Below are 20,723 nucleotides of genomic sequence, written 5' to 3' on the forward strand. Positions count from 1 at the left end.
TCGCCACGAGTTAAGATTAAAAGCCCGTCTGACCGCGGTGCATCAGTCTCGCGTCGGCGAGAACGAGTGCCATCATCGCCTCGGCAACGGGGGCGGCGCGGATGCCGACGCACGGGTCGTGGCGGCCCTTTGTGACGATCGCGGTCGCGTCGCCTGCCGACGTAATCGTATCGACGGGCGTCAGAATCGACGATGTCGGCTTGAGCGCGATGCGAATGACGACCGGTTGCCCGGTCGAGATTCCGCCCGCCGTGCCGCCCGCGTGGTTTGAGCCGAACACCGGCCGCCCGTCGTTGCCGGGGCGCATGGCATCGGCATTCTCTTCGCCGCGGAGCCGTGCGACGCCGAAGCCGTCGCCGATCTCGACGCCCTTGACCGCGTTGATGCTCATCATCGCGGCGGCTAGTTGACTGTCGAGCTTGGCGTAGACGGGGCTTCCCCACCCTGCTGGAACACCACTCGCGCAGCATTCGACGATCGCGCCGAGCGACGACCCCGACTTGCGCGCGGCATCGAGGAGCGTCTCCCACCGCGCAGCAGCGGCAGGATCGGGGCAGAAGAACGGGTTGCGGTCGATCTCGGCATCGTCGAACGCGGCGCGGTCGATCGCGTCGCCGCCGAGCTCAACGAGATACGCGCGAATGGAGACCTCGGGGATGACCAGCCGCGCGACCGCCCCCGCCGCGACCCGGCTCGCGGTCTCACGCGCCGACGACCGCCCGCCACCACGCGGATCGCGGAGGCTGTACTTGGCGTCATAGGCATAATCGGCGTGGCCGGGGCGATACGCCTGCGCGATGTCACCATAGTCCTTCGACCGCTGGTCGACGTTGTCGATCATCAGGTGGATCGGGGTGCCGGTGGTGCGCCCCTCATAAACGCCCGAAAGGATGCGGACCTGATCGGGCTCCTGCCGCTGCGTCGTGAAGCGCGATGTGCCGGGGCGGCGCTTGTCGAGCCACGGCTGGACGTCGGTCTCGCACAGCAATAGGCCGGGGGGGCAGCCGTCGACGACCGCGCCGATCGCGGGGCCATGCGATTCGCCCCAGGTGGTGAAGCGGAAGCTGTGGCCAAAGGTGTTGAAGGTCATGAAGGTTCTACCGTGTTACCTTCACCTCCCCACACCCAAGCGGGCGCGGGCTTCTTTCTCTCTCCAAGTGGGAAAGGGGTATCAGGCAACGCTGATATCCGGCGCGTCCTCGGCCTTCATCCCGATCACGTTGTACCCTGCGTCGACGTGATGGACCTCGCCCGTCACCCCGCTCGCGAGGTCACTCAGCAGGTACACGCCCGCCCCGCCGACGTCGTCGATCGTCACGTTGCGGCGGAGCGGCGAGTTATATTCGTTCCACTTGAGGATGTAGCGGAAATCGCCGATCCCGCTCGCCGCCAATGTCTTGATCGGACCGGCGCTGATCGCGTTGACCCGCACCTTGTCGGGTCCGAGGTCCATCGCGAGGTAGCGCACACTCGTCTCGAGCGCCGCCTTCGCGACGCCCATGACGTTATAATGCGGGATGACCTTCTCGGCGCCGTAATAGCTCAGCGTGAGCATCGACCCGCCGTCGGGCATCATCGCCAACGCGCGCTGGGCGACTGCGGTGAAGCTGAACACGCTGATATTCATCGTCGTCGCGAAGTTCTCGGCGCTGGTATCGACATAGCGGCCGCGGAGCTCGTTCTTGTCCGAAAAGCCGATCGCGTGGACGAGATAGTCGATCGTCGGCCAGCGCTCGGCGAGTGTCGCGAAGCACGCATCGATGCTCTCGGGTTCGGCAACATCGCATTCGATAAGCAGGTCGCTGCCGAGCGACGCCGCCAAGGGGCGAACGCGCTTTTCGAGGGCCTCCCCCTGAAAGCTGAAGGCGATCTCGCCGCCCTGCGCTGCAACCGCCTGGGCGATGCCCCACGCGAGGCTCCGGTCGTTCGCCACCCCCATGATCAGGCCGCGCTTTCCGGCCATCAGTCCTGCCATTTATGGTCCTTGTTAACTCTTGGCGCAGTCGACGCCTTGGCCCGGTTCGATCGTCGCCGCTTTCTGGCCCAGTTTCGGCACAATCGCCAGCGCTGCGTTGAGCTGTGCGCCGATGACCACCCCGAATCCGATTATATAGAAGAACAGCAAGGCGACGATCACCCCGGCAAGACTGCCATAGGTGCGGTCATAGCTGCCAAAACTCGACAGAACGACCGGCAGCAGCATCGTCGTGCCAATCCACACCACTGCAATGAGCAGCGCGCCTGGCCACACCGGTGCGCCGGCATCGCGAAATTTGCGCGGGGTGAGCGCATAGAACAGCCCCCAGAGCGAGCCGAACAGCGCAAGCGCAGGCGCGATCCGTCCAAGCCCGACGAGACTGATGAGGTTCTCTTTGAATGGCAGGAGCTGGACGATGAACTGCTCGATCCCGGTCATCACGACCTGGACGATGAAGGCGATGACCATCAGGAAAACCGCGCCGACGATTAGGGCGATCGCGCCGACGCGGTATTCCCAGACCGGGCGCGTGCTGTTGGTGCCGTAAGCCTTGCGGATGATCTCGCGTATCGTCTCGATAAAACCTGACACCGTCCACAAGGTCACGAGAATACCGAGCGTCACAAGTCCCTTGCCCGACCGCGCCGTCAACACCGCGCGGACCGGCGCGGCGATCAGCTTGCCGACATCGGGCGGGACGGTTCGCATGAAGGCGTTGACCGCGTGAATGCCATCCTCCGTCCGTCCGAATGCCCCGGCAATCGTCGCAACCACGATGAAGAACGGAAATAGAGTCAGGAGCGATAGATAGGCGAGGTTCCCGGCGAGGACGAAGCCGTCGATCCAGGTACCACTGACAACCCGCGTGACAATCTGGCATGGGCGCGTTGCGAGAAAACGGGCTAGGGCCGCCGGAACGTGCATGTCGGTGTGCCCCTCAGTCGATCCCGAGCGCGCTCCGCGGATTACGGGTCGCGTCGCCCTCCCAACGCTCGGCAAAGCTGCGAAGCTCCGCGTCGTCGGCGGGCAAATCGACCATCAGTGTCGCAAGCAGGTCGCCCCGGCTGCCGTCCGCCTTGGAGAAGCCGCGCCCGCGCAGACGCAAGGTGCGCCCCGACGTCGTTCCGGCGGGGACGCCGAGCATGACCGGGCCTTCGGGCGTCGGCACCCGGACCTTCGCACCGAGCACCGCCTCGCCCAGACGCACCGGCAGGTCGAGGCGGATGTCGGCACCGTCGCGCGTGAAGAAGCGATGCGGCATGATATCGATCGTCACCAGCGCATCGCCCGCGCCGCCTGGACCGGGATCGCCCTGCCCCGCCATCCGCACCTGCTTGCCGCTTTCGAGCCCCGGAGTCAGCTTGAGGTCGAGTGTCTTGCCGTTCTTCAGTGCGATCCGCTGCGGCTTGAGCAGCGCCGCATCCTCGAACGGGACGTTCAGGCGGTACGACACGTCGGCGCCCTTGACCGGGGCAGCGCGCATTCGCGGATCGCTGCCAAACGGGCCACCGCTGCGTCCGAACAGCTCGGAAAAAATGTCACCGGGATCGCCGCCGAAGTCGAAGCGTGTTCCGCCTCCCGGTTGCGGGCCGAAGCCGTCGCCGCCACCGAACCCGCCGCCGCCGCCGGCAAACCCACCATACCCCGGCGGTGCTTTCGGCTGGCCATCGGCATCGATCTCGCCGCGGTCATACTTGGCGCGCTCGCCCGCATCCGACAGGATCGTGTACGCTGCCGAGACGTCCTTGAACCTCGCCAGCGCCGCCGCATCACCCGCATGAGTGTCGGGGTGGTTCGCCTTGGCGAGCTTGCGATAAGCTTTTTTAATGTCGGCGGCGCTTGCCCCGCGCGCGACACCGAGCGTCAAATAAAGGTCTTTTGCCATGATCCCCGTCACCACAGTGGCGGCGCGCTGTCCAGTATGTTGGTGCGGCCGGGCGTTCGCCTTAGCGGATCGTCCCGTCACCAACCTCAATTACAGTAAGCGAAACGTCGGTTTGTGCGCGGCGGACTGCTGCGACATTGCATGATGCAATCAAATATTCATAAAAGTGTCGGATTTGTTTACATTCCGGGACCGTATTGATTGCTCAAGCCGCTGACAAGGCTTAATTCGAGAAATTGGCACGAGTCTTGCTAATATTAATCTATGCGTAATCATTCGATTATGCTGGACTGGCATTTTTGGGTCGGCCTTGGGGATTTTGTCGAAAGGGTTCGCTAATATGATTATTAAATTTGCGGCAGCCGCGGCGTTCATGGCTTTGGCAGCGGCGGGTCACGCGATGACTGTCACATCGGCGTTCGGCTCGCCTGATTCCGGTCCGGCGATGGGCGAGACGATGCTGGTCGACTTCAACTCAACGACGCTTCCGACCGGCTACGCACTGTCGGGCGGTTATGGGTACGCGACGGGAACGACGTCGTTCGCGGCTGCGCCGGCTGGCGACACGACGCAGTATCTCTACGTTTCATCGGCGCTGACGCCGAATAACGCGACATTGACCGCTGCGCGCGCATTGAAATCCATCAGCTTTTACTGGGGATCGATCGACGCGTACAACACGGTCGATGTCCTCGGTGCCGGCGGCGTTTCGCTCGGCTCCTATGGCGGCTCGGCGTTCGCGCCGGCGAACGGCGACCAATCGGCTGCTTCAACCAACCGCCGGGTCTATTTCACCGCTGGCAGCGGCCAAGTCATCACTGGGCTGCGCTTCGCCTCGACCGGAGTGGCGTTCGAGCTCGATGACGTTGCCGGCACGGCAGTCCCCGAGCCTGCTGCATGGGCGCTCATGATCGTTGGCTTCGGCATGGTCGGCTTTGCCGCCCGCCGCCGTCGGGCGACCACACCGGCCGTCGCCGCCTAACCTGGCTCAAGATTAAACGAAGGGCCCCGGTTCGCCGGGGCCCTTTTTTTGTGTGCGTTGAGGCTGGGTTCATCGCAGGCTGCCTAAAGAGCCATACCGGAACCTCGCAATCTTGTTGATCGTTACGGGGCGACCAAACGTCATTTCGAAGGATTTTCTATGCGTAATTTCATCCTCGCTGTCGGCCTCGCCGCCGCCACGATCACGACGTCCGCAACCGCGCAGCAGACTTGCCAGGAGCGCCGCGACAACCGTGTCATCGGCACCGTCGCGGGTGCCGGCATCGGCGCGGTCCTCGGCGGCGCGATCTCCGGCGGCGGGCTCGGTGCCGTCCTTGGCGCGGTCGGCGGCGGCGTCGCGGGCAATCAGCTGACCAAGTCAAACGACGGCGGCTGCGAGCGTGCCTACGGCTATTACGACAATAGCCGCCGCTGGCATGCCAACCGCATCGAGGGCAACAGCGCAACTGGTTACTACGACCGCAATGGTGCCTGGGTCGTCGGCGCGCCGAGCGGCTATTACGACAACGACGGACGCTACATCGCGTCGCAAAATGGTGGCTATCGCGATAGCAATGGCTATTGGGTGCCCGCGCGCGACCAAGCGTATTACGCCGCCGACGGCAGCTATATCGACCCGCGCGCGGTTGGCTATTCGGCCCCGCAGCCGGCATACGACCCGCGCGCGCAGGGCTATCAGGGCGATCCGCGCGCGCAAGGATACCAGGGCGACGAGGGCCCGCGCGACATCCGCAGCCGTGAAGACCGCCTTGCGCAGCGGATCGACCGGTTCGCTGCCGACGGCACGATGAACCGCGACCAGGCGTATCGCGCGCGCGCCGATCTCGACTCGATCCGCCGCAGCGAGCGGTCGATGCGCCACTATAACGGCCAGCTTTCGCCGCAGAACGAGGCGAACATCCAGGCGCGCCTCGATGCGATGAGCCAGCGGCTCCGCGATACAAAGGCGCAGTCGCAGACCGGCTATCGCAACTAGTCCGGTCGCCTGACCGGTTGCTCCCCATCGCCGCGGGCCTTACACCCGCGGCGATGTTGCACGACCCCTTCCCGATCTTCGCCGACTGGTTTGCCGCCGCGACCGCGGCCGAGGTCAACGACCCCAACGCGATGGCGCTGGCGACGGCGACGCTCGACGGACGGCCATCGGTCCGCGTCGTCTTGATGAAGGCGTGGGACGAGCGTGGCTTCGTCTTTTACACCAACCTCGACAGCCGCAAGGGCGTCGAGATCGCGGCAAACTCCGCGGTCCACCTCGATTTCCACTGGAAGTCGCTGCGGCGACAGGTCCGCGTCGACGGCCGCGCCGAACTTGTCGGCGACGCCGAGGCCGACGCCTATTTCGCCACCCGCCCTCGCGACTCACAGCTTGGCGCATGGGCATCGGACCAGTCGCGCCCGCTGCCCGACCGCGCGGTCTTCCGCGAGAAACTCGCCAACGCTACGGCTAAGTACGGCGGCACCGCCGTCCCCCGCCCGCCGCGCTGGTCGGGCTTCCGCGTCGTTCCCCAGCAGATCGAATTTTGGCAGGACGTCGACTTCCGCCATCACGAACGCACGCTGTACACGCGCAGTGGCGGCGGCTGGACGACCGGGATGCTGTACCCATGAGTACGGTCTCGTCCTCTCCGAACACGAGCCCGCCTTCACGCGCCACACTGACCCGCCGCGCCGCGATCGCCTCGGTGTCGTCGGCCACCGTCCTGCTCGTTCTCAAGGCGTGGGCGGCATCGGCAACGGGGTCGGTCGCGATGCTCGGCTCGCTCGCCGACACCGGCCTCGACCTGCTGTCGAGCTGTGTCACGCTTTACGCCGTCTGGCTCGCAGGCCAGCCTGCCGACGAGGACCATCGCTTCGGCCACGGCAAGGCGGAGGCGATCGCCGCGCTGATGCAGACCCTCGTCATCCTCGGCTCAGCGGTCGCAATCGGTGTGCGCGCGGCGATGGAGATCGGCACGCGAACTCCTCCGCAGCGCGCCGATGTCGGCATCGGCGTGTCGGTCGTCGCGGTCGCGCTGACCTTGTGTCTCGTCGCCTATCAGCGCCACGTCGTCCGCATGACCCAGTCGATCGCGATCGTCACCGACCAGGTCCATTACGAATCCGACCTGCTGCTCAACCTCGCGGTCATCGCTGCGTTCGCGCTCGAGGCGTTCGCGGGGCTCCACGGTGCCGACGCGGTGTTCGGCATCGGCATCGCGCTATACCTTGCCTATGGTGCAATCACGTCCGCCCGCGCCGCGCTCGACATGCTGATGGACCGCGAATGGCCCGACGAGAAACGCCAGACTTTGCTCGGCGTCGTCGCGCGCCACCCGCAGGTCGACGGCGTCCACGAGCTCCGCACCCGCAGCAGCGGCGTCGTTGATTTCATTCAGTTCCACATCTGGCTCTCACCCGAGATGAGCGTCCGCTGCGCCCACGACATCGTCGACGAGATCGAGGCCGATGTCGCCACGACCTTCCCCGGCGCAGAGATCATGATCCATATCGATCCGCTTGGTCATTACGACCGGCCGCAAGTGTTGAGGGCCTGACCGATGCGCATCCCGTTCCACCAGATCGACGCCTTCGCCGACCGCCCGTTCGCCGGCAACCCGGCGGCGGTGATGATCCTCGACGCCCCGCTCGACGACGCCATCTGCCAGGCGATCGCAGCGGAGAATAACATCGCCGAGACCGCCTTCCTGACCCCGCGGACCGACGGCGTCGCCGACTACGACCTGCGTTGGTTCACCCCGACGGTCGAAGTCGCGCTGTGCGGCCACGCGACGCTGGCGAGCGGGCATTGGGCGCTGATGCGCGACCGCAGCCGTTCGGCGGTGACCTTCGCGACCTGCAAGGCGGGCGTACTTACCGTCGCCCGCGACGGTGCGGCGCTGCGGCTCGACCTGCCGTCATGGAGCGCCGCGCCGGGCGAGCGCCGTCCTGACATCGAATCGGCGCTGGGCGTTTCGCCGGTCGCAACGCTGTGGCGCGACAACGGTTATTCGGTCCTCGTCCTCGAGAACGAGGAGGCGGTCCGCGCACTGACTCCCGACTTTGCCGCCCTCCGCGCGATCGCCGACACGCTCGTCATCGCGACTGCGCCCGGGACCAAGACCGACGTCGTCAGCCGCGTCTTCGCCGCGAGCGCCGGGATCGACGAAGACCCCGTCACGGGCTCGGCGCACTGTGTCATCGCCGCTTACTGGGCCGAGCGCCTTGGCCGCAACGCTTTCACCGCGTACCAGGCAAGCCCACGCGGCGGGCACGTTGCGTGCCGCCTCGACGGCGACCGGGTGATCCTCGGCGGGACGTGCGTCGAGGTGATCGAGGGGACGTTTATTCTTTAGCGCGGCGATGGGCTACTCAGGACAGGCCGTGATCCTGAGGCAGAGTTTGGGATTGAGCCGTCGGCATCAAGACAGGCGCTGCGCTACTCCGCCACGGGCAAAGCGATGAAGCTTTCGTTCGGCCCCGCCACCGTAATACGCTGGATTGCTTTCTGGTAATCGCCGGGCTTCGCGAAAAAAATGTTCGGCACGAACTTCTGCGGATTGCGGTCGTAGAGCGGGAACCAGCTCGACTGCACCTGCACCATGATGCGATGGCCCTCGGCGAAGACGTGATTGGCAGAGGGCAGGTCGAACGTATAGCTCAGCGCGTGATCGGCGGCGATCACCTTTGGCTTGTCCAACCCTTCGCGGTACCGCCCGCGGAAGATGTCCATCGACACCGCCAACTCGTAGCCGCCCATCTTCTGATCGCCGCCGACCTGGTCGGGATAAACGTCGATCAGCTTGACGACCCAGTCGCTGTCGGTGCCGCTCGTCTCCGCGTTGAGGTGCACCTCGGGCGCTCCCGCGATCGTGACCGGTGCGCTCAGCACCGCGCTGGTGAAGGTCAGCACGTCCGGTCGCGACGCCGCATTACGCTGGTCGCTCGTCAGCCACGCGGTCCAATGGTCACCCTCGTAGCCGATCGGCGCGACCGGGCGTGAAACGAAGGAGACCGGATGCGCCGGGTCGCTGACATACTCCTCGGTCGCCACCGGCCCGTCGGCGCGAGTGAAGCCGAGCCCGCCGCGAGGCTTGAGATAGAGCGGCGTCGTCGCCAGCGCGGCGGGCCAGTGCTGCAATCGCTGCCACTGGTTCGTGCCCGACTGGAACACCGTCACCGGTGCGACGTCCATCAGCGTGCCCTTCAGGAAATGCGCGAGGAACGGCGCGAGCACATGATGCCGCCACCATTTTCCGGTATCCTGGTCCCACTCGACATTGCCGAGTTTGCTGGCCTTCTCGATCTCCTGACCATGGTACCACGGGCCCATCGACAGAAAGACCATGTCGTTGCCTGCATCCTTCGGCTTGAGCGCGCGATACACGGCCGTCGCGCCGTAGATGTCTTCCTGATCCCAGAGCGAATTGACCAGCATCACCGGCACCTTCAGCGGGACCTTGGCGAGGATTCGGTCCATCGCCTGCTCCTGCCAAAAGGCATCATAGGCCGGGTGCTGGGTGAATTTCTGCCACGTCGCGATCTGGTCGAGGCCATGGCGGCGACCGAGCTCGCCGGCGCTGCCCGCGTCCAAAAACTCGTCATACTGGTCGGCGAAATTATGGAACCATGGCGACGAATTGTCGGTGGTCGCGACCTGTTCCCAAATATACTCCATGTTCATTTGGCGGAACGCGCCATTATGAAACCAGTCGTCGCCGCGCCAACCGTCGACCATCGGGTTCATCGGCACCGAAACCTTGAGCGCTGGATGCGGATTGATCAGCGCGACGAGCGGTTCGTAGCCGTCGTAACTGATGCCCATGATGCCGACCTTGCCGTTCGACTGCTTGAGATTCTTCACCAGCCAGTCGATCGTATCATAGCAATCGGTCGAATCGTCGATCTTGGTCGGGTTAAGCGAGCTGCCGACCAGCGGCCGGTTCATGACGTAATCGCCCTTCGAACCGTACTTCCCGCGAATGTCTTGGACGACGCGGATGTAACCGCCTTCGGCAATTACGTCATAGGCGTTGTCATAACCTTCGAGCGCGGTCGCGAGATCGCCCGCCTTGGTGTTCATCGTCCCGGTTTCAGCACCGTAAGGCGTGCGCGTCAGCAAGATCGGGGCGTTCGCTGCACCCTTTGGCGTCAGAATAACTGTGTGAAGCGTGATACCGTCGCGCATCGGGATGTCGACGCTCAGGCGGACGTAGTTCGCTCCTTCGTTCACCATCGTCGGTGCCACTGGGCGCTCGGTGTAACTCTGCGCCGTCGCAACGCTCGCCAGCAACGCCAAGCCTGCAATCCCGCCAAGCAGCTTTCCGACCATATCGTCCCCCGCATGTAGGAGCCAAGGATGATGCGGCCAGAGCATTCACGCAACCGCGATCGCCGACGAAGATTGTCCGCCGCGACGAATAGCGGGATCGGCTAATCGACACTTATCCATGATCCTGGTGACACGACGCGCTCTTTACACCGCGCGCGCTAGACCCGGATCGCGACGGATCTAGCCGCGCTGATCGTTGGCATAATCAATTTGTCGGCGACGACAGCGTGACACCGCTTCGATCAATCCGAGCGATCAAGCGTACGCCTATGGAAACCGTCACTCGCCCAACAGCCGGCGAACCAAACTGTTTCCAGAAAGCACATATCCCGTTGCGTCGGTCTGTGAAGCTGCGTATCATCACTCCGTAAAACCCGAGGAGCCGCTCCGATGAACGCCCCCGTCAAGTCCGGCACCTTCGTCCCCGCCGACAAGGACCTCCACCTCCCGACCTATGCCGAGCTGTCGCATCTGCCTGGGCTCAAGCCGCATCCGCTGCCGCTGATCCGGACGATCGAGTTCCTCAAGGACCCGCTCGCCGGGGTCACCGCCAACGTCGCCAACTTCGGCAAGGTCTACCGCGTCAACAACTTCGGGGGCTGGAACGTCGGGCTGATCGGTCCCGACGCCAACGAGCTGGTGCTGTTCGACAAAGACAAGAACTTCTCGTCCGAGCTCGGCTGGACCCCGATCCTCGGCCGCGTCTTCCCGCGCGGGCTCATGCTGCTCGACTTCGACCACCACCGCGCCGACCGCAAGACGCTGTCGGTCGCGTTCAAGCCCGAGCCGATGCGCCACTATCTCGGCGCGCTCAACACCGGGATCGCGCGCGGCATCGCCGGCTGGCCGACCGGAACCGAGTTCAAATTCTACCCCGCGATCAAGGCGTTGACCCTCGACCTCGCCGCGACCTCGTTCCTCGGCATCACGTGGGGCCCCGAGGCGGACGCTATCAACAAGGCGTTCGTCGACATGGTCGCGGCGTCGATCGGCATCGTCCGCGTCCCCCTGCCGTTCACCGCGATGGGCCGCGGGGTCAAGGGCCACAAGTTCATGTCGAAGTTCTTCGCCCGCGAGATCCCCAAGCGCCGCGGCGCGACCGGCGCGGACTTCTTCACCCAGTTTTGCAACGCCCGCAACGACGCCGGCGACCTCCTGACCGACCAAGAGATAATCGACCACATGAACTTCCTGATGATGGCGGCGCACGACACGCTGACGTCATCGCTGACCTCGACAATCTATTATCTGGCGAAGAACCCCGAGTGGCAGGACCGGCTGCGGACCGAAATCATGGCGGTCCGCGCCACCGCCGGGCCCGAGCTGCCGTTCGACCGCCTCGGCGAGCTCGAGCAGACCGAATGGGCATTCAAGGAGGCGCTGCGGCTGCTCCCGCCGGTGCCGTCGGTCCCGCGCCGCGCGCTCCGCGACTTCACCTTCAACGGCTTCACCATCCCCGGGGGGACGCACGTCGGGGTCAACCCGATGTACACCCACCGCATGGCCGAATATTGGGAAGACCCCGAGACCTTCGACCCGTCGCGCTTCAGCCACAACCGCTCGAAGGGCCGCCACAAATACGCGTGGGTCCCCTTCGGCGGGGGCGCGCACATGTGCATCGGGCTGCACTTCGCCTACATGCAGATGAAGTCGTTCTTCTACACCCTGCTCAGCGAGTACCGTGTCGTCGTCGATCCGGAATATGTCTGCGATTTTCAGATGTTCCCGATCCCCAAGCCCAAGGACGGCCTGCCGATCCGCCTCGAACGGCTCTAGTGGCGGCGCGTCGGGGATTGCGGATCGTGGCATGGATCGTCGCGGCGCTCGTCGCCGTCGCGGTGGTCGCGTGGCTGGTCTTCCGCGTTCCCGACATCCCCGTTGCGACACTCCGGGCGAAGTACGCCTCGCCCGCCTCGCAATTCGTCGAGGTCTTGCCCGGCTTGACCGTCCACCTGCGCGACGAGGGCAAGCGCGACGGCGTCCCACTCCTCCTGCTCCACGGCTCGAACGCCTCGCTCCATACCTGGGAGCCGTGGGTCGCGCGGCTCGACGACCGCTTCCGGATCATCAGCTTTGACTTCCCCGCTCATGGCCTGACCGGTCCCGCGCCCGATGGCCAATACACCCAGTCCGCCTATGCCAAGGTGCTCGCGGCGGTCGTCGCAAACCGCGGACTGACGCGGTTTGTGCTCGCCGGAAACTCGATGGGTGGGGGCGTCGCTGCGCGCTATGCTGCCGATCATCCCGACCGCATTGCCGGGCTGATCCTCGTCGATGCCAGCGGCGCGCCTTACCCCGAAGGCGCCCGCGACACCCCGCTCGCGCTCCGCATTGCCCGCGCCCCCGTCATCCGCAACATCGCCAGCAGCATCACCCCGCGCTCGCTGATCGCCGCGTCGTTCGGTGGGGCGGTGTCGAACAAGGCGGTGATGACCCCGGCGATGATCGACCGCTATTGGGAGCTGTTGCGCTACCCCGGCAACCGCGCGGCGACGCTCGACCGCTTCGCGCAGGGCTATTCGTCGGTCAGCCCCGCCGACCTCGCCCGCATCGACGCCCCTGTGCTGATCCTGTGGGGCCGTGAGGACCGCTTCATCCCCGTCGCTTCAGCCGCCTATTTCGCCGCGCACCTGCCCCACAGCCGGACGAACATCTACGACGGCATCGGCCACCTGCCGATGGAGGAGACCCCCGACCGCTCGGCCGCCGACGTCGCCGCCTTCATCGCGGGTCTTGATTCTCCGGCCGGACAAACACCCCCAGATAGCGCGCCATCGCCCGCGCCGTCGGCTCGGCCAGCGCGATGAACGCCCGCCGCGCATCGCCCGGGTCGCTGGCGCGCTCGAAAAGCCCGGCATCGCATAGCGTCCGGATCCAGCGGAGCGCGGTCGTCGGCGGCACGCACGCGGCGATGCACAGGCTCGACACCGACACCGGCTGCCCCTCGGCGCGCGCGGCGGTCAGGTCGAGCAGCATGTCCCACGCCGGGTCGGCGAAGATGTCGGCAGGGAAATACCGGTCGCGCGCCCGCCGCGCCCGGACGATCTGGCGAATGGCTCCGGGATCGACCGGTGGCGGGTCGCTCGCATCGGTCGGTGCGATCAGCCGCGCGAGTGCCGCCGCGACCCGCTCGGCTTCGGCTCCCAACGCCCCGAGCCGCGCCGAACTCTGGTCCGACCGATCGGCGACGCCGGCGGCCGTAGGCGCGGCGGCAGCTTCCCGGATCGCGGCAACGAGGTCGGCGGCAGCCGGCACCTCGGCAATGAAGTCTGCAAGGTTGCTCGCGAGCGCCAAGCCCGCATGCTCCGGGTTGCCGAAGGCAAGCACGCGTGGCCCCGAAGCACTCAGCCGCGCTGCCAGCGCAGGAGTCGCGAGGGCGAGATCGAGGACGACGACATCGATCGTCCAATGATCCGCAAGCGTCGCCGTCAATGCTGCGCCATCGGCGACGAAGCCGACCGCAAGCCCCTCCCCGGCAAGTGCATCGCGGTAGCGGTCGGCCCATGCGGGAGAAACAGCGCACAGCGTCGTTACATCGCCGAATCGTAACGCCACAGCTTTTTCAGTTAACAAAATATGTCAATCCCCACTAAAACTCGCCGCACGCCAAGCTGCCGAAAACGTTCGCACTTTTCCGCCATTTCGGATGCAAAACGACTTTGCACCCATACCTGCAGGTATAGGTTCCTGCCTAGCCGCTTTCTGCTGCGGCGAGTGTCGCGCGGTTTTCCAGAGTGTTGCGTCACCAACAGGACTTTTCGCCATGAAAGCCCCTGCGTCGCCGCCGACCAAGCTCGCCGAACTGGTCGGGGCTAGCCCCGCGATCGTCAAGGTCCGCGCCCTCGTCGACCAGCTCGCCGCGTCGTCGGTGTCGATCCTTGTCACCGGCCCGTCGGGGAGCGGCAAGGAGGTCGTCGCGCAACTGCTTCACCAGCGGAGCAGCCGCGCCGCCCGGCCGTTCGTCGCGATCAACTGCGCCGCGATTCCCCGCGACCTCCTCGAAAGCGAGATTTTCGGGCACGAGGCCGGGTCGTTCACTGGTGCCGCCAAGGCGCGCCGCGGGCGCTTCGAGCTCGCCGACACCGGCACGCTGTTCCTCGACGAGATTGGCGACATGCCCGCCGAGTTCCAGGTCAAGCTGCTGCGAATCCTCGAAACCCGCCTCGTCGAGCGCGTCGGCGGCATGCTCGCCTTCCCGGTCGACGTCCGGCTGATCGCGGCGACCAACGTCGATCTCGCCGAGGCGGTCGCGTCGGGGCGCTTCAGGGAGGACCTGTTCTACCGGCTGGCAGTCGTCGAGATCCGCCTTCCCGGCCTCGCCGAGCGCGAGAGCGACGTCCCGCTGCTGCTCGAACACTTCGCCCGCCACAGCGAGCGGCCCCGCGTCGGCTTCACCGCCAGCGCGACCGACTATCTCGCCGCTCAGCCGTGGCGCGGAACGTCCGCGAGCTGCGGAACTTCGTCGCGCGGGCGACTGCACTCCACCCCGGCGCGCTGCTCGACCGGACGCTCGCGGCGACACTCCTCCATGGCGAGGGGCACACGCTCGACCGGTCGCCCGCGATGCCGTCGCGCCACGATCGTAGCCCGTGGCGCGACGGCGAGCCGATCGACCTCAAGGCGGTGCTCGACGAGGTCGAGCAGGCGTATATCCGCGATGCGCTCGGCCGGACTGCGGGCGGCATCGCGGGGTCGGCACGCCTACTCGGCCTGCGCCGGACGACGTTGATCGAGAAGATGCGGCGGCTCCAGATCGAGCGCCCGGTGGACTGCTGACCTTATCGCGCAGCCGGTACGACGATCGCCCCCCACGCCCGCGCGAGCCCTCCAAGCTGTTCCGAAGCGCCGGCGAACAGGTCGGCGCGGCGCTCGCTACTCGCGGCAACTGTCACCGCGCGAACCTGCGCATAGGCATCCGCCAGCGCTCGCGCGATGGTCCCGCCGCGGCCATGGTCGAGCGCGGCGTCGAGCGCATCGAGGATCCGCAGCGCCCGCGTCGTCGCCGCAACCCGCGCCGCCGCGTCCCCAATGGTGGTCGCAGTCGCCGCCGCCGTCAGCGCCTCGCGACCGCCCGAGTAGAGCATCGCGACGAGCCCATGTGGCGTCGCGGCGGCAATCCGATCACGGAGGTCGGCGTCGCGGTAGCGCCGCGCGATCGCCGCCGCCGGGCTCGGCATCCCTGTGGCGCGAGGGGCGTAGGCATGATGGGCGAGCGGCATCGGCATCTCCTCAATTGGTCGTCTGGTTCCACGCCTTGATCTGCTCGTCGAGAAAGGCCTGGGTCGATTTGGAGGCGGCGACGGCGGCCTCCATCGCGGCGTATTGCGTCACCAGCGTCGCCCGGTACGTCGTCATCCGCGCGTCGAGGGTGGCCCGGTCGGATGCGATCGCGGTCGTCTCGCGGGCGTAGCGGTTCGAGGCATCGCCGGTCTTGGTCACCGCGGCGAAGTCGGCGGCAAGCGCGGTCAGCGCCCCCTTGGTCGCGCCGTTGGTAGTCAACCCGACGAGGATCTTCTCGACCGCATCGGGGAAAGCGGCGACGGCGGCTCCAAGCCTCGTCTCATCGACGCTCAGCGTCCCGTCGCGCGCCGTCGTGATGCCGAGGTCGGCGAGCAGCGACGGCACCCCGGCAACAGCGCTGCCGGTGACGCTCGAGGTCAATGCCGCGAGCTGCTGCTCGAACCGCCGCATCGTCGCGTCGCCGACCAATGCCCCCGCCGGATCGGACGTCGTCGCGGTGTGGGTCAGCGCCTTGGCGGTCGCGCCGACAGCGTTCAGCGCCGCGACAAGGTCGCGGATCGCGCTCTTGAGGCCGTCGCCATCGCGGGTCGCGGCGATCGTCACCGTCGTCCCCGGCGAGGCCTTGCGGAGGTCGAGCGTCACGCCGTCGATCAGGTCGGAGAAGTGGTTCGTCGGGCGCGTAATCGCGATCCCGTCGACGGTAAGCGAGGCGTCATGGGCGGTCGCGGCGACCGTCATCGTGCTGGCGGCCGGCGTGTAGACGAAGCGATTGAGCCCGTTATCGGCGACGCCGTCCGCGCTGGCCCCTGGGTCGGCGACAATGAACGCCGAAGCCGCGCCTCCCGGGCCCTTGAGGACGAGGCGGGCGCCGGTCGAGTCCGCGATGATGCTCGCGACGACCGCGGTCGCGTTGCCCTTCTGCGCGGCATTGATCGCGTCGCGGAGCCCCGTCAGGCTGTTGTTCGTCGGGTCGATCGTGACCGTGATCGGCGCGGCGGACCCCCCGGCAAAGCCGAAGCCGCCCTGCCCGTCGCTCGTCGCGGTGCCGAAGGTCAGCGTCAGCGTGCCGAGCCCGACAGGCGCAGCGGGTGACGCGACCGTCGCGGCGACGAGGGTCTGCCCGGCGGCGAGGGCGTTGACGACGATGTCGATCGGGTCGAGCGACGGCGTCGCGCCACTGGTCGCGCTCGCGGCGACCACCGTCGGATCGCTGCTCGACGGCAATGGCCCGAGCGCGCCGCCGACGGTCCGCGACGACAGCGCCGTGATAAGCCCGCTCAGCCCCGAGTTGACTTGAGACACGCCCGAGACGCGCGCGTCGTTGACCGTCGACCGGGTGGTCAGCGCGGTATCGCGTGGATCGTGCTGCGCCTTGACCAGCGCGTCGATCAGCGCGGTCGTGTCGAGCCCCGATCCGACCCCGAGCGTGGTGAGGATACTGGTCATGTCAGGTTAACGTCTTGTCGCACCCAAGGCTTAGCCGCGTCTGTTACGGAACCGGGTTGGCGGGCATCAGTTTGAGCGAGACCATTAAAGGGTTTCGCCGATGCTCCGTGATCTCTTCCCCCGGCGGCTCCTGCAATGGCTCGGCCCGCTCATCGCCGCTGGCTTCACCGCGCTGGTTGTCGCGACGATCGTCGTCCTGTCCGGCGTCCCGAACCTGGCCGCGACGACCCCGCACCCGCAGCTGTGGGCGAAGTTCCTCCACTTCGTCTTCAGCCGCTCGGTCTCGTTCCATTCGAGCGACCTGACCCCGCCGGCCGACCTCAACAGCCCGAACCGGGTCGCACTCGGGGCGGCGCATTACGCCAACGTCTGCGCCAATTGCCACGGCGCGCCGGGAACCGGCCAGAACCCGATCGCGCTCGCGATGACCCCGCGCCCGCCGTATTTGCCCGCCCAGATCAAGGACTTGAACGACAAGGAGATTTTCTGGGTCCTGAAGCACGGCGTCAAGTATAGCGCGATGCCCGGCTGGCCGACCCAGCTTCGGGACGACGAAATCTGGTCGATGGTCGCCTTCGTCAAGACATTGCCCGACCTCAAGTACGACATCTACCGCCGCGTTGCGCTCGGCGAGAGCGCCAGCGGCAACACCAACCTTCCCCGGATCGACTTCGGCAGCGACCCGGTCCTGCGTCCCTACGTCAGCCACAATTCTACGATCCCGCAGGGCGACATCAACCATTATGTCTTCCCGGCGACCGGCCCCGACCAGTTCGGCCAGACCGGCGCGGTGATCGAAACCTGCTCGCGCTGCCACGGGTCGGCGGGGACCGGGCGTGCGGTCGGGGCCTTCCCCAACCTCGCGATCCTCAGCCAGCAGTATATCGCCAGCGCACTGACTTCGTTCGCCAGCGGCAAGCGCCACAGCGCCTACATGCAGACCGTCGCCGACCAGCTCTCACCGCAGCAGATCCAGCAGGTTGCGGCGTATTATTCGAGCCAGCCCAAGGCGAAGTCGCTCGCCGCGGCGACGTTCCAAGTCCCTGCTGCCGACGTCGCCTACGGCCAGCAGATTGCCCTTCAGGGCCTGCGTGACCGCAAGATCGGCGCGTGCAGCGGCTGCCACGCCTTGGCCGACGCCGATGTTCGCGCCTACCCGCGTCTCAATGGCCAGAACGAGGATTATCTGATCAACCAACTCAAGCTGTTCCGTGCCGGCGGCCGTGGAAACTCGGGCAAGTACAACCCGATGGTCGGTGTAGCGAAGAACCTGACCGATCGCGAGATTGGCGCGGTGTCGGCCTATTACGCCGCCCAAACGCCGTATGGCGCGAGTGTTCTCAAGGCCGAAGCCAAGCTCGTCCAACCCCAGCGTGGCAGCTAAGATAACCGAGAGATTAAATGTATCTTGGAAATTGCCGCGGCGAGCATGAGCGAAATATGCTCTCGCCGTCTGTTATGACCGCCGCGGCGACTGACGATGAGAAGGCGCACTCCCTCGCCCGTTGGCGACTCGACGTTGTGACTATGAGCATCGGCATGGGTGTAGGACAGCGCCAATTTACCGGTCACGGTAGCCGGGAAGTGTCAGGCCGAAACCGAGCGCTGCGGCTCGCACGCCGAAGCAGGCGATGACGCCCGCGCCGCCAGCGGCGAAGGTCGACTCCCCGGCCTGTGTCCCGACGACATAGACGACCGCCCCCAGCGCCGCCGCCGACACATAGATCTCGCGGCTGAGCAGGACCGACGGCTCGTTCGCCAGCAGGTCGCGGATGATTCCGCCGAAGCTCGCGGTGAGCACGCCCATCGCCACCTGCGCGACCGGCGGCACCCCGTATGCCGCGCCCTTCGCCGCACCGATCACCGCATACGCCGCCATCCCCGCCGCATCGAGCCACAGCAAGGTGCGCAACCGCCAGCGATCGGCCTGGAGCAGCCAGACGAGCGCGGCGGCAACGATACACACCCCGAGATAATCGCTGCGATGGACCCAGAATACAGGTGCGCCGATCAGCAGGTCGCGGAGCGTGCCGCCGCCGACCCCGGTCACCGCAGCGAAGAAGACGAACGTCACGATGGTCTGCTTCGCCCGCGCCGCCGCGAGCGCGCCGGTTGCGGCAAATACCGCGACCCCGGCATAGTCGAGGACGGCGATCAGGGGGGTAACGTCGGCGAACCCGGCGATCATGCCACTTCTACTCCGACGCGAGTCGGGACCGTTTCTTTCGCGCAACAATATTCCAAAGTTGATGAAGTTGACGCCACGTCGGAATGAAACGCGGCTCCCCGTCGGGCTCCTGAAGGGTCTGCGAGGTTCCGAAGGGTGAGGATGAGCGCCATGCCACGAGTCTGACGATCGCAGGGCGTGTAGGACAGCGGTTTCTTCGATCCTGAAACGGCGGCGTCGATCGAGACCGGAAGCAAGGCCGACCACGCAGGCGCGGGGCGCGAGGCGCTAGGCTTATTTACTGTCATCCCCGCGAAAGCGGGGACCCAAGGTCGCCAACAATCGTGACCTTGGGTCCCCGCTTTCGCGGGGATGACACTGATTGAGCCTCGCGTCCTCGCGTCCTCGCAGCCTTGCGTCCCCGGTTCCAAACCCCGCCCCCCTTCCCACCGCGCACGCTGCACGTTACCGCTACCATCGGGGGATCGTTAGATGCACATGAGTCCAACCGAGGTCTTTCTCCTCGCGCTGCTGATCGTCTTCACCGCGCCGTACCTCGTCTGGCGGTTCGCCCGGACCGACTATTGGGCACCGCTCGTCGTCGTCCAGATCGTCGGCGGCATCCTGCTCGGCCCCGGCGTCCTCGGCACCGCCGCCCCGGCTTATTACGCGACGATCTTCACCCCCGCGACGATCGGCTCATTGAACGGCATCGCGGCATGGGCGGTGATGATGTTCGTCTGGGTTGCTGGAATCGAGCTCGACCTCGGCGAGGCGTGGCAGCGCCGCCGCGAGACCGGGACCACGGCGGGTCTCGCGCTCGTCATGCCGTTGATCGCGGGAAGTCTCGCCGCGATCGTGATGCTCCAGTTTCCCGGCTGGCGCGGACCGGCGGGGGCGACGTGGCAGGTCGTCCTCGGCATCGGCATGGCATGCGCGGTCACCGCGTTGCCGATCCTCGTGCTGTTCCTGGAAAAGCTCGACGTCCTGCGGACACCATTCGGCCAGCGCGTCCTGCGCTATGCGAGCCTCGACGACGTCGCGATCTGGGGCGTCCTCGCGCTGATCCTGCTCGACTGGAACCGGGTCGGGCGGCAGGCGGGGTTCTTCGTCGGCTTCGCGGTCGCGACGCTTGTGTTCCGCTGGATCATGGCGCGGTCGACCGAGCGGGACCGCTGGTATCTCAGCTTGATCTGGCTCGCCGGCTGCGGATTCGCCGCCGACTGGGCCGGGTTGCACTTCATGGTCGGCGCATTCCTGTCGGGCGCGGTGCTCGATGCAAAGTGGTTCGACCGCGAGGCGATCGACCGCTTCCGCCACTTCGTGCTGCTTGCGGTGATGCCGGTCTTCTTCCTGTCGACCGGCCTGAAGACGCAATGGAACGTCGGCGGTGTGTCGGTCTTCGCCGCGGCCGCGCTGCTGCTCGCGGCGTCGGTCGTGGGCAAGCTGATCGGGGTCCACGTCGCCGGACGGCTGCTCAAATGGCGGCCCGGCGAGGCGTCGATCATCGGCTGGCTGCTTCAGACCAAGGCGCTGATCATGATCATCTTCGCCAACATCCTGCTCGACCGCGCAATCATCACCAACGCGACCTTCACCGCGCTGCTCCTGATGGCGCTCGGCAGCACGATGCTGACGATCCCGGTCGTCACGCCGCGACTCGCCCGCTATTTCCGGGCAGCCGCGCCGTGACCCG

Annotated in this window: 19 protein-coding genes and 1 pseudogene; 11 read left to right on the forward strand and 9 right to left on the reverse strand. The window is 66.3% G+C overall.

Going from position 1 to position 20,723, the window contains the following annotated elements; translation table 11 throughout:
- Positions 1-16: 16 nt before the first annotated feature.
- The 4 genes from aroC to KZX46_RS17095 form a co-directional block, all read right to left on the reverse strand.
- Positions 17-1,090: a chorismate synthase gene (aroC, locus tag KZX46_RS17080; RefSeq protein WP_219774976.1), complete on the reverse strand. Its 1,074-nt coding sequence runs from the start codon at positions 1,088-1,090 to the stop codon at positions 17-19.
- Between the two features lie 81 nt (positions 1,091-1,171).
- Positions 1,172-1,975 carry an enoyl-ACP reductase FabI gene (fabI, locus tag KZX46_RS17085; RefSeq protein WP_219774977.1) on the reverse strand — a complete coding sequence of 268 codons (804 nt, stop codon included), beginning with the start codon at positions 1,973-1,975 and terminating at the stop codon, positions 1,172-1,174.
- A 12-nt stretch (positions 1,976-1,987) separates the two neighbouring features.
- Positions 1,988-2,902, reverse strand: coding sequence for a YihY/virulence factor BrkB family protein (locus KZX46_RS17090; RefSeq protein ID WP_219774978.1), 915 nt, complete (start codon positions 2,900-2,902; stop codon positions 1,988-1,990).
- A 13-nt stretch (positions 2,903-2,915) separates the two neighbouring features.
- The gene (locus KZX46_RS17095; RefSeq protein ID WP_219774979.1) at positions 2,916-3,863 is read right to left on the reverse strand and encodes a DnaJ C-terminal domain-containing protein; all 948 of its coding nucleotides are present in this window, start codon (positions 3,861-3,863) and stop codon (positions 2,916-2,918) included.
- A gap of 340 nt (positions 3,864-4,203) precedes the next feature.
- Between KZX46_RS17095 and KZX46_RS17100 the strand changes: the two genes are divergently transcribed.
- From KZX46_RS17100 to KZX46_RS17120, 5 genes are all read left to right on the forward strand, one after another.
- Positions 4,204-4,845 (forward strand): PEPxxWA-CTERM sorting domain-containing protein, encoded by a 642-nt coding sequence (locus KZX46_RS17100; RefSeq protein ID WP_226896017.1) that lies wholly within the window; start codon positions 4,204-4,206, stop codon positions 4,843-4,845.
- A gap of 159 nt (positions 4,846-5,004) precedes the next feature.
- Positions 5,005-5,841, forward strand: coding sequence for a glycine zipper 2TM domain-containing protein (locus KZX46_RS17105; RefSeq protein WP_219774980.1), 837 nt, complete (start codon positions 5,005-5,007; stop codon positions 5,839-5,841).
- A gap of 53 nt (positions 5,842-5,894) precedes the next feature.
- Positions 5,895-6,473, forward strand: coding sequence for a pyridoxamine 5'-phosphate oxidase (gene pdxH / locus KZX46_RS17110; protein ID WP_219774981.1), 579 nt, complete (start codon positions 5,895-5,897; stop codon positions 6,471-6,473).
- Complete coding sequence (locus tag KZX46_RS17115; RefSeq protein ID WP_219774982.1) at positions 6,470-7,399, forward strand: cation diffusion facilitator family transporter; 930 nt, start codon at positions 6,470-6,472, stop codon at positions 7,397-7,399. The genes pdxH and KZX46_RS17115 overlap by 4 nt, the downstream gene beginning before the upstream one ends.
- A 3-nt stretch (positions 7,400-7,402) precedes the next feature.
- Positions 7,403-8,197: a PhzF family phenazine biosynthesis protein gene (locus tag KZX46_RS17120; RefSeq protein WP_219774983.1), complete on the forward strand. Its 795-nt coding sequence runs from the start codon at positions 7,403-7,405 to the stop codon at positions 8,195-8,197.
- Between the two features lie 83 nt (positions 8,198-8,280).
- Here KZX46_RS17120 and KZX46_RS17125 read toward each other — a convergent pair whose 3' ends face one another.
- A complete protein-coding gene (locus KZX46_RS17125) occupies positions 8,281-10,173 on the reverse strand; it encodes a CocE/NonD family hydrolase (RefSeq protein WP_219774984.1) in 1,893 nt (630 codons plus the stop codon).
- A gap of 390 nt (positions 10,174-10,563) precedes the next feature.
- Here KZX46_RS17125 and KZX46_RS17130 point away from each other — a divergent pair, with 390 nt between their 5' ends.
- A complete protein-coding gene (locus KZX46_RS17130; protein ID WP_219774985.1) occupies positions 10,564-11,949 on the forward strand; it encodes a cytochrome P450 in 1,386 nt (461 codons plus the stop codon).
- 26 nt (positions 11,950-11,975) lie between these two features.
- Complete coding sequence (locus tag KZX46_RS17135; protein ID WP_370647467.1) at positions 11,976-12,980, forward strand: alpha/beta fold hydrolase; 1,005 nt, start codon at positions 11,976-11,978, stop codon at positions 12,978-12,980.
- Here the strand turns inward: KZX46_RS17135 and KZX46_RS17140 are convergent.
- Positions 12,895-13,728 carry a MarR family winged helix-turn-helix transcriptional regulator gene (locus KZX46_RS17140; protein ID WP_219774986.1) on the reverse strand — a complete coding sequence of 278 codons (834 nt, stop codon included), beginning with the start codon at positions 13,726-13,728 and terminating at the stop codon, positions 12,895-12,897. The two genes, KZX46_RS17135 and KZX46_RS17140, sit on opposite strands and share 86 nt — an antisense overlap.
- Before the next feature lie 208 nt (positions 13,729-13,936).
- Here KZX46_RS17140 and KZX46_RS23520 point away from each other — a divergent pair.
- Both KZX46_RS23520 and KZX46_RS22995 read left to right on the forward strand, forming a co-directional pair.
- Positions 13,937-14,431: pseudogene (locus KZX46_RS23520) on the forward strand (sigma-54 factor interaction domain-containing protein); the annotation flags it as partial.
- A gap of 170 nt (positions 14,432-14,601) precedes the next feature.
- Positions 14,602-14,949, forward strand: a complete 348-nt coding sequence (locus KZX46_RS22995) for a helix-turn-helix domain-containing protein (protein WP_226896019.1) — start codon at positions 14,602-14,604, stop codon at positions 14,947-14,949.
- A 2-nt stretch (positions 14,950-14,951) separates the two neighbouring features.
- Here the strand turns inward: KZX46_RS22995 and KZX46_RS17150 are convergent, their stop codons facing one another.
- Positions 14,952-15,392, reverse strand: a complete 441-nt coding sequence (locus KZX46_RS17150; RefSeq protein ID WP_219774988.1) for a flagellar protein FliS — start codon at positions 15,390-15,392, stop codon at positions 14,952-14,954.
- 10 nt (positions 15,393-15,402) lie between these two features.
- Positions 15,403-16,860, reverse strand: a complete 1,458-nt coding sequence (fliD, locus tag KZX46_RS17155; RefSeq protein WP_219774989.1) for a flagellar filament capping protein FliD — start codon at positions 16,858-16,860, stop codon at positions 15,403-15,405.
- Positions 16,861-16,960: 100 nt separating this feature from the next.
- On the opposite strand from fliD, the gene KZX46_RS17160 reads away from it, so the two are divergent.
- Entirely contained in the window at positions 16,961-18,244 is a 1,284-nt protein-coding gene (locus KZX46_RS17160; RefSeq protein WP_219774990.1) for a c-type cytochrome, read from the forward strand.
- Between the two features lie 177 nt (positions 18,245-18,421).
- Here KZX46_RS17160 and KZX46_RS17165 read toward each other — a convergent pair whose 3' ends face one another.
- A complete protein-coding gene (locus tag KZX46_RS17165; protein WP_219774991.1) occupies positions 18,422-19,048 on the reverse strand; it encodes a trimeric intracellular cation channel family protein in 627 nt (208 codons plus the stop codon).
- Between the two features lie 471 nt (positions 19,049-19,519).
- Between KZX46_RS17165 and KZX46_RS17170 the strand changes: the two genes are divergently transcribed.
- Entirely contained in the window at positions 19,520-20,719 is a 1,200-nt protein-coding gene (locus tag KZX46_RS17170) for a cation:proton antiporter (RefSeq protein WP_226896020.1), read from the forward strand.
- Positions 20,720-20,723: the final 4 nt, after the last annotated feature.

The organism is Polymorphobacter sp. PAMC 29334 (assembly GCF_019431245.1).
GTDB classification, from domain to species: domain Bacteria; phylum Pseudomonadota; class Alphaproteobacteria; order Sphingomonadales; family Sphingomonadaceae; genus Polymorphobacter_B; species Polymorphobacter_B megasporae.